This is a genomic window from Plesiomonas sp. ZOR0011 (genome assembly GCF_000800945.1).
Taxonomy (GTDB): domain Bacteria; phylum Pseudomonadota; class Gammaproteobacteria; order Enterobacterales; family CAMTGL01; genus Plesiomonas; species Plesiomonas shigelloides.
Genome location: NZ_JRKB01000083.1, coordinates 1 through 8,560 on the forward strand (window position 1 = coordinate 1; position 8,560 = coordinate 8,560).

Consider the following 8,560-nt stretch of genomic DNA (forward strand, 5'->3'; position numbering starts at 1 on the left):
CCTGCATTCCTGCATTCCTGCATTCCTGCATTCCTGCATTCCTGCATTCCTGCATTCCTGCATTCCTGCATTCCTGGATAATCCTATGAGTGAATAAGTGATGCGAGTACCTGCTCAAGTGGTGCTGGTTTACTAAAGAGATAACCTTGTAGATAAGTCACGTTTCGTTCCGTGAGATATTGCGCTTGTTGTTCTGTTTCGACGCCTTCTGCCACCATGGCCAGAGATAAGCGGTGCCCAAGATCGACGATATTCTCGATGATATGCTCAGATAATGATCCTTCCCCAATTTGATTGACAAAGGAGCGGTCAATTTTGAGACTGCCAACATGCAGATATTGAAAATAATTGAGTGTCGAGTGGCCGGTACCGAAATCATCAATGGCTAAGATCACCCCTAATGCCTGTAAAGCATCAAAAAGTGCTGCTGTATCGGCGGTATGCTCGATAGCCTGGCGCTCAGTGAGCTCTAGGACTAATTTGATATCTGTACCTTGGATGGTGTGCAAGAAGGCCTGTACATCATCCAGAAGGCTCTGATGCTGGCAATGACGAGCGGTAATATTAAAGCCAATGTGAAACTCTGCGGGTAGCTGTTGTTGATAGAGAGAGAGAATGCTGGCGGATTGCTTGAATAACGCGCTGGTCATCGGAATGATCAGATCTGATTCTTCAGCTTGCGGTATAAACAGATCTGGGCGGATCAAGCCTTGTTGCGGATGCTTCCAGCGCATGAGGACTTCAATACCGATCACTTGCCGAGTTTTGGCATCAATGATGGTTTGTGCATATGGAATAAATTCGTTATTCAGCAGAGCTCGTTTTAGTTCGGTGGAAAAAGGATAAGGCTTATTCAACAAATAACCAATGCCGGCGCTGAAGGCGCAAAGAAGGAGGAATAACCCCCAGATATAGGGGTGGTTATTGTGCCAAAAGGCTTGCCAGAATGAGGGATAGTTGAGTGAGGTCTCGATGGCAAACGGGAAGGCAGAAGATAGATATGTGCGGTGATTGATCCCATGCGCGAATGGGTTTTGAGTACTGAACTTCCCGTCTTTCGATAGCCAATGATCATCAATGCGAAGCGCTATCAATAGCTCAGGGCTTTCCTGCTGTTGCAGAATACTCTGAAAATAGATGCTGCCGATACTGCTGAGGACGGCGATATTTCCTTTCGTGTTACGGACAACGATCAGAGGATAGTTTGATTTGACCAAGGTGCCAGGAAGTAGCAGCAGTTTGCCATTATGGTAGCGCGTATATTCATCTTGAACGTGTACCGTGCCATATAGCGATGAGCAGTAAATTGCACCGTGTTGCGCTAGATTGACTGAGCGCACATAGGGAACAGTGGCAACTTGTTTGCGTAACGCTAGCACAATGTTATCGCATTGGGTCAAGTCATGCGGCTTGGCTAAAATGGTCTGATTAGCTTGTTCAGCATAGCTTAATAGACCATTGACGGCCTCGGTAGTTTTTTGGGCGGTGTACTCAGCATCGTGGTTGATCTGTCGGATGTAGTCGCTGTACATCAGCCATAGCAGTAAGGAAAATGGGATGAGGATAATCGCAATACACAGCGTGAGTTTATGGCTCAGGCGATTGAGCATGTAACGGCTCCTTAGCCATACAGATGGTGCATTTAATCAAAAACAACGGTCCGTAAGAGATTTTTAGGCTACGCCTGTTTGCCTGATTTTGGTAAGTTTTCGCCGAAATATTGTGATCTTAATAAAGGAAGATAATCTTTAGGTGCGCGGCCTGTCCATTGCTCTGTGGCTGTTGGAGCACTAGAGAGGGCTGGATATTGGTATTCAGCAGGGGAATAGATGCAAAAAGGGCGATAACTCAATGAGTTATCGCCCTTCCAATCGATTGGTGGAGCTGGCGGGAGTTGAACCCGCGTCCGAAATTACTACGCCGTCGGTACTACATGCTTAGTCTAGTCTTTACATTCGCCGACCAGCTGCGAACAGACACGCCACTGATAGACTATCCCGATTAGATTTAACGCTTCCGCCCCGGGCAAGGCTTCCACGCGATCTCGTTTTGGTTTGACCTCTCTTGATCCCCGTCCTACGAGCGGAGGCTAGGGAGAGAGGGCTCTATGCAGGTTATTAAGCTGCTAGTGCGTAGTTTTCGTCGTTTGCGACTATTTTTTGCGGTTTGTTAACGAGGCCTACCGCACCTCGGCATGCACCTTGGGTTTCGCCAATCCCGTCGAATCCAAAATCAGCCCCAAGTTGTAATTCTGAGTATACCAGAATCTTTTAGTGATGCGTCAACTTATCGCATTAAATAATGCTAAAAAGGTGCTGGATTAGCGCCCTGCGTGCTTCATGATCCGCTCTTTGGCCACTTGCCATTCGCGATCTTTGATATCCGCACGTTTATCATGCAGCTTTTTACCTTTGGCCAGACCGATTTTGACCTTCACCCATGGCCCTTTCCAGTACAGGCTCAGCGGCATCAAGGTATAACCATCGCGGTTGACGCTGCCATACAGAACATCCAGCTCGCGCTGCTTGAGCAGTAATTTGCGGGTGCGGGTTGGATCACACACGACATGACTGGACGCGACAGACAACGGGTTGATGGTCGAGCCAAATAAAAAGGCTTCCCCGTCTTTTAGCAATACGTAGCTTTCACTGATGTTGGCTTTACCCGCACGCAGTGATTTGACTTCCCAGCCTTGCAGTGACAGACCGGCTTCCATGTCATTTTCGATAAAATATTCGTGGCGGGCTCGTTTGTTTAACGCAATGGTCGACGACCCCGCTTTTTTATTGGCATTTTTCTTTGTCATAAGACCACCTTAACTCAGGCCGAGCCTGATGCTTTGAATATGGTTGCTATTCTACCGTCTTTTACCGGTGATGAACCATCTCTGACTTTGGGAGTGTGAAATTGAATGCTATGATCGGGGCGTTTTTTGTGTTGTGAGGTATTGCTATGCCCCAGATCAGTCGTTCGGCGCTGGTTCCGTTCAGTGCTGAGCAGATGTATACACTGGTCAATGATGTGAGTGCGTATCCAGCGTTTTTGCCCGGGTGTGTTGGCAGCCGGATTTTGTCGCAGGCGTCAGATGAGATGACCGCGGCAGTGGATGTGTCGAAGGCCGGGATCAGCAAGACCTTTGTGACGAAAAATACGTTACAGCAAAATCAGAAAATTCAGATGAATCTGGTCGATGGTCCGTTTCGTAAGCTCAGCGGTGGTTGGCATTTTACTGCGCTCAGTGAGGATGCGTGTAAAGTGGAGCTGCATCTGGACTTCGAATTTACCAGTGTGCTTGTAGAAGCGGCATTTGGCCGGATCTTTAAAGAGCTGGCCGGTAATATGGTTAATGCATTTACCTCGCGCGCTAAGGAGGTGTACGGTGGCTGAGATTCATGTGGAAGTCGCGTATGCCTTGCCGAATGTACAACGCGTATTAAGTTTGTCGGTGCCGGATACGGCCACGGTGGAAGAGATTATTCTGCGCTCGGGGATATTACAGATGTGCCCGGATATCGATTTGCGGGTCAATCGTGTTGGTGTGTACAGCCGGATGGTTAAGCTTTCCGATCGTGTACATGACGGTGACCGAATCGAGATTTATCGTCCTTTACTGGCTGATCCGAAAGAGATGCGTCGTCTGCGTGCCGAGCGGGCGAAGAAAAACGCCTAGTTTGTTTTCTCATCGTGATGTGGCTGTCGATAAACACGTGGCTGTTGGTAAACAATAGTCGACCAACAATAAAAGCCAGATAAAAGACAAAGAAAAACCGGTCGTAGTAAGTCAGCAATGACTCGGACCGGTTTTTTTCTATTTTCTTTTCTGACGTGGTTTTTCTCGCCAGTGTGGTAATCAAGAGTTCGCGGCTGCTAATTAGCTATTGTGCTCGAGGTTAGCGGGCAGTTGGTCTTGATTTTTAATCTGACTCAGCAGACCTTGGCTGTCGAAGCTCAAAACCAGTGTTTGCTGGGTTGGTGCATCGTGGCCTTTTTGCTGGCGGAACACGTAGTACCACGTATCGCTGCCAAATGGATCATTGAGCAGTGGCGTACCGAGCAGATACAGCACCTGATCTTTGTTCATTCCCTGTCGCAGCTGTGCGACATCCTTTTGCTCCAGGTAGTTACCCTGGTCCACATCAATGCGGTACACCACTTTTTCGACCGTGGAGCAACCTGCGGTGAGCATGGTCAGCAGACATGCAGTAATCAGTGTTTTACAGCGCATAGCGAGTCAGTATTCCTGTAAACGAGTTACCCGTGATAATAATCAACCCGGACGCTAAAGTAAAAACAGATATGTGATCTGTGCGACCGGATCACGCTGCCAGCAGTTCACGCGCATTGGCGAGGGTATTCTCTGTGATTTGGCTGCCGCCAAGCAAGCGGGCCAGTTCATTCAAGCGCGCTTCGTTACTAAGTAAAGTCATCCGCGTTTCAGTCATCTGGCCATCGGTGAACTTGCTGACAAAATAGTGATTATGGCCACAACCGGCGACCTGCGGCAGGTGGGTGACACACAACACTTGGGTGGACTCACCGAGCTGACGCAGCAGCTTGCCGACAATCGCGGCGGTTGGGCCGCTGATCCCCACATCCACCTCATCGAAAATCAGGCTAGGAGTATCGACTTTACGTGCAGTGATCACCTGAATTGCCAATGAAATCCGTGACAGTTCGCCCCCCGAGGCCACTTTGCCCAGTGCTTGTGCTGGTTGGCCGGGGTTGGTGGTGACGGTAAATTCAATGTGATCAAAGCCAAGCGGCGTCAGGCGCTGCTCGCTGGCGTTGAGTTCAATAAAGAAATTGCCGTTTTCCATCGACAGCTCGCGCATGCTACGGGTGATGAGGCTCGCCAACTCACCGGCATAGCGTTGGCGGCTCTGGCTGAGTTTCTCGGCGCTGTGCAACATTGCTTCGCGGCAGGCTTGTTCACGCAGTTCTAGCTGCTCGCTATCGAGATCTTGTTCGCGCAAAGCATCGAGCTCATCGCGGATGCTTTGATGCAGTTCCGGCAGCTCATCGGGTTGGATATGATGCTTACGTGCCAGCTGCACCGCTTTGGCTAAGCGCTGCTCCAGATATTGCAGACGCTGCGGGTCTAGATCGAGGCGGTCTAAATAGTGGCGCAGTTCATCGCTGACTTCTTGCAGTTGGATGGTTGCTTCTTCCAGCATATGCACCAGCGGTTGCAGCTGCGGATCCAGCTCGGCAGACTGACTGACGCGCTGCTCGGCTAAACGCATCAGGCTCAAAATGCTGTTTTCATCCGCTTCGTATAAAATCTGTAAGGATTCACCGCTCAGTTGCAGCAGCTCACCGCTGTTGGACAGCCGCTTATACTCCTCATCAATTTGCTGAAACTCACCGATTTGCAGTGCGAACTCATCCAGCTCTTTGACTTGATATTGCAGCAATTGCAGACGCGCTTCGCGTTCGGTGCGGTTTTGCTCGAAGGCTTTGAGGGCATTTTTTTGTTCGCGCCAGGTTTGATAAGCCTGACGCATTTCATCCAGCAGCCCTTGGTGGCCAGCATAGGCATCCAGTAATTGCAGCTGATAATCGGGTTTGAGCAGACGCTGGTGGGCATGCTGACCGTGAATATGAATCAGGTGTTGGCCTAAGTCGCGCAGCTGTGAGGCGGGCACTGGCGTGCCGTTAATAAAGGCTTTCGAGCGCCCATCAGCGCTGATCACGCGGCGTAGGATACAGTCATCGCCCTCATCCAATTGGTTATCTTCCAACCAGCGGCGGGCAGCAGGGTTGCCTTGCAATAAAAAGCTGGCCGATACTTCGGCGCGCTTGGCATCTGCGCGCACCATTGCCGCTTCTGCACGCTCTCCGAGACATAATCCTAACGCATCAATGGCGATGGATTTACCGGCACCGGTTTCACCGGTAATGGTGGTCATTCCGGCATGGAAATCCATGGCCAGTTCACGCACGATAGCAAAATTATTGACGGTTAATTGAGCCAGCATCGGAGAGCCTCTGTGCAAATATCCATTACTGTATACAAAGACAGTATATACTGGTTTTGTATACAGTAAAGATCTGCACGGTAAGATTCCCGCTGGTTGCTCGGACTCTAAGAGGCGAGGTCAGGGTTGTGACGATTTAAAACAGCTTTTTCGACCATCCCAGTTTGCTGCTAAGAATATTGAAGTAGTTGTACTCTTTAGGGTGAATGAGGCGCAGGCGGTGCGGGCTTTTGCGGATCACCACTTCATCACCTTGCTGGATAGGCAGGGCAATTTGGCTGTCGCAGCTGATTTCTAGCGTGCTGGTGGTGCCTTGGGAAAAGCGCAGTCGAATGTGGCTGTTGCTGTCGATCACCAACGGGCGCGCGGACAGGGTATGCGGGAACATCGGCACCAAGGTGATGGCATCCAGATTTGGGGTCAGGATGGGGCCGCCAGCGGACAGTGAGTAGGCTGTCGAGCCGGTTGGGGTCGAGATAATCAGGCCATCGGAGCGTTGGGAAAACGCAAAGCGGTTATCGATGTAAACCTCAAACTCTATCATGTGCGCGACTTTACCGGGGTGCAGCACCGCTTCGTTGATGGCACTGCTGGCGCGTTTAGGGCGATCGCCACTGAACACTTCCGCTTCCAGTAAAAAGCGGTCTTCGGTGAGGTAATCACCGGCCAGCACTTCGCTTAACTGAGTTTGCGCATTGTCTGGGTCGAGATCGGTTAAAAATCCTAAGTTGCCGCGGTTGACACCAATCATCGCCACGCCGTAGCGAGCCAATACGCGTGCGGCACCCAACATATTGCCATCCCCCCCAATCACCACCGCGAGGTCAGCCTGCTGGCCAATTTCGGTCAAACTGGCGGTGTTCGCATCGGTGATTTGCAGGGCATGGGCGACTTGGCGCTCTAACAGAACGTGGTAGCCTTGAGCCGTCAGCCAGCGATATAGGGTCTCATGAGTTGCCAGTCCAGCTTGATGGCGAGGACGACCAACCAGAGCTATACATGTAAATCCTGAATTCATTTTTGTGCCTTTTCGCTGTAACTGAGATCTCGGCCGGATAATCCGGCGGCCGTTGGCCGGGATTTTACCCTTGAATCACCGCTTTTCGTCCCCATAATAAGCTAACTAAGGTTGAGAATGCCAAATCGCGGAGAAATTCATGAGCCAACAAGAGATTAATCCACAAACTGAACAGACTGAAGCCGAGCAAGCTGCGATTTCTGCTGAAGAAACTGAGCTGGAAGTGAGTGCTGATCCGCGCGATGCCCGTATCGCTGAGCTGGAAAAAGAGCTGGATACAGCCAAAAGCAATGAGCGTGATAGCGTTTTGCGCGCGCGCGCTGAAGTTGACAACATCCGTCGTCGTGCTGAGCAAGATGTCGAGAAGGCGCACAAGTTTGCACTGGAGAAGTTTGCTAACGAGCTGCTGCCGGTTATTGATAGCTTGGAGCGCGCCGTTGAGCTGGCTGACAAGCAAAACACCGATCTGCACGCCATGATTGAAGGCGTTGAGCTGACCCTGAAATCACTATACAGCGCGATGAACAAGTTCGGTGTTGAGCCTGTTGACCAAGTTGGCTGCCCATTCAACCCTGATGTGCATCAGGCGATGAGCATGGTGGAATCCGCCGAGCATCCAGCTAATCACATCGTGATGGTGCTGCAAAAAGGCTATACCCTGAACGGTCGTCTGATCCGTCCTGCGATGGTGATGGTATCGAAGGGTAACAGTGTCGATACTCAGGCTTAATCGCCGTTACTGGCTCACGCTAGTTTATGTTAGCGCGTGAGTCAGTGCCCAAGTCTGCGGAATATCGCTGATCTTCGTTGCCGACTGAGAATAAAAAAAAGAGCACCGCAAGGTGCTCTTTTTTATGGATAACGTGTAGAGGCGCTAATTATGCGGTTTGCAGCTGCGCCGCTGGCTGGGCTTTTTTCAGCTCACCTACAGGCAGTACGGTACGGCCATAGGTTTCGTTCAGCACTTGAGCCATTGCAAAGTAGATTGCGCTGAAGCCACAGATGATGCCTTCGAAGCCAGCAATGGTACCGATCAGTTCGCTACCGGTCAGGTCACGCGCCGCCAGCAGGAAGAACAGCACGGTCAGGCTGGCAAAGACGAATTGCTTCGCGCGGCAGTATTTCAGGCTACCGAAGAACATGAACAGGGTGAAGATACCCCACATGCCAAGGTACAGACCCATGAACGCGTGTTCAGTTGGTGTGGTCAGACCCATCGCTGGCAGCAGCCACAGGAATACCAGCGTCAGCCAGAACAGACCGTAAGAGGTAAATGCGGTTGTTCCGAAGGTATCCCCTTTCTTAAAGCACATAATCCCGACGATAACCTGCGCTAAGCCGCCGTAGAAAATACCCATGGTCATGATCATGGCGCTGACAGGGAAGAAACCGGCGTTGTGAATGTTCAGCAGCACGGTGGTCATACCGAAACCCATCAGACCGAGAGGAGCCGGATTGGCCAGATTGCAGTTGGACACGAAGTTCTCCTTTGATTGGTTTACACCAATACCCAAAAAAAGACGGCATACCGTCGGAAAATAAAAATTAGGGGAAAATGTAAGAA

At 50.6% G+C, this 8,560-nt stretch carries 9 protein-coding genes and 1 other RNA gene; 3 read left to right on the forward strand and 7 right to left on the reverse strand.

The genetic code is table 11. From position 1 onward, the window contains the following. Positions 1-83 precede the first annotated feature (83 nt). The 3 genes from L975_RS14990 to smpB form a co-directional block, all read right to left on the reverse strand. Entirely contained in the window at positions 84-1,610 is a 1,527-nt protein-coding gene (locus tag L975_RS14990; RefSeq protein ID WP_052181518.1) for an EAL domain-containing protein, read from the reverse strand. 266 nt (positions 1,611-1,876) lie between these two features. After that, positions 1,877-2,240, reverse strand: a transfer-messenger RNA (tmRNA) gene (gene ssrA, locus L975_RS17765). A gap of 80 nt (positions 2,241-2,320) precedes the next feature. Then, complete coding sequence (smpB, locus tag L975_RS14995) at positions 2,321-2,806, reverse strand: SsrA-binding protein SmpB (protein ID WP_010864458.1); 486 nt, start codon at positions 2,804-2,806, stop codon at positions 2,321-2,323. 146 nt (positions 2,807-2,952) lie between these two features. Between smpB and L975_RS15000 the strand changes: the two genes are divergently transcribed. Continuing rightward, entirely contained in the window at positions 2,953-3,387 is a 435-nt protein-coding gene (locus tag L975_RS15000; protein WP_010864457.1) for a type II toxin-antitoxin system RatA family toxin, read from the forward strand. After that, positions 3,380-3,670, forward strand: a complete 291-nt coding sequence (locus tag L975_RS15005; RefSeq protein WP_010864456.1) for an RnfH family protein — start codon at positions 3,380-3,382, stop codon at positions 3,668-3,670. Before L975_RS15000 ends, L975_RS15005 begins: the two co-directional genes overlap by 8 nt. A gap of 201 nt (positions 3,671-3,871) precedes the next feature. Here the strand turns inward: L975_RS15005 and bamE are convergent, their stop codons facing one another. The 3 genes from bamE to nadK all read right to left on the reverse strand — a co-directional run bounded on the left by bamE (position 3,872) and on the right by nadK (position 6,996). Continuing rightward, a complete protein-coding gene (gene bamE, locus L975_RS15010; RefSeq protein ID WP_010864455.1) occupies positions 3,872-4,225 on the reverse strand; it encodes an outer membrane protein assembly factor BamE in 354 nt (117 codons plus the stop codon). A 91-nt stretch (positions 4,226-4,316) separates the two neighbouring features. After that, positions 4,317-5,978 (reverse strand): DNA repair protein RecN, encoded by a 1,662-nt coding sequence (gene recN / locus L975_RS15015; protein WP_047709207.1) that lies wholly within the window; start codon positions 5,976-5,978, stop codon positions 4,317-4,319. Between the two features lie 136 nt (positions 5,979-6,114). After that, a complete protein-coding gene (gene nadK, locus L975_RS15020; protein WP_047709208.1) occupies positions 6,115-6,996 on the reverse strand; it encodes an NAD(+) kinase in 882 nt (293 codons plus the stop codon). A 139-nt stretch (positions 6,997-7,135) separates the two neighbouring features. Here nadK and grpE point away from each other — a divergent pair, with 139 nt between their 5' ends. Then, positions 7,136-7,726 carry a nucleotide exchange factor GrpE gene (gene grpE, locus L975_RS15025; RefSeq protein ID WP_039045208.1) on the forward strand — a complete coding sequence of 197 codons (591 nt, stop codon included), beginning with the start codon at positions 7,136-7,138 and terminating at the stop codon, positions 7,724-7,726. Between the two features lie 148 nt (positions 7,727-7,874). On the opposite strand, the gene L975_RS15030 is transcribed toward grpE, so the two are convergent. Then, on the reverse strand, positions 7,875-8,474 hold the full coding sequence (locus L975_RS15030) for an acetate uptake transporter (protein ID WP_218185611.1): 600 nt from the start codon (positions 8,472-8,474) through the stop codon (positions 7,875-7,877). Positions 8,475-8,560 lie beyond the last annotated feature (86 nt).

What these genes read in the sequence shown, in the direction of transcription:
- L975_RS14990 (WP_052181518.1), bottom strand. Translation starts at nt 1,610, where the DNA reads ATGCTCAATCGCCTGAGCCATAAACTCACGCTGTGTATTGCGATTATC.
- smpB (WP_010864458.1), bottom strand. Translation starts at nt 2,806, where the DNA reads ATGACAAAGAAAAATGCCAATAAAAAAGCGGGGTCGTCGACCATTGCG.
- L975_RS15000 (WP_010864457.1), top strand. Translation starts at nt 2,953, where the DNA reads ATGCCCCAGATCAGTCGTTCGGCGCTGGTTCCGTTCAGTGCTGAGCAG.
- bamE (WP_010864455.1), bottom strand. Translation starts at nt 4,225, where the DNA reads ATGCGCTGTAAAACACTGATTACTGCATGTCTGCTGACCATGCTCACC.
- recN (WP_047709207.1), bottom strand. Translation starts at nt 5,978, where the DNA reads ATGCTGGCTCAATTAACCGTCAATAATTTTGCTATCGTGCGTGAACTG.
- nadK (WP_047709208.1), bottom strand. Translation starts at nt 6,996, where the DNA reads ATGAATTCAGGATTTACATGTATAGCTCTGGTTGGTCGTCCTCGCCAT.
- grpE (WP_039045208.1), top strand. Translation starts at nt 7,136, where the DNA reads ATGAGCCAACAAGAGATTAATCCACAAACTGAACAGACTGAAGCCGAG.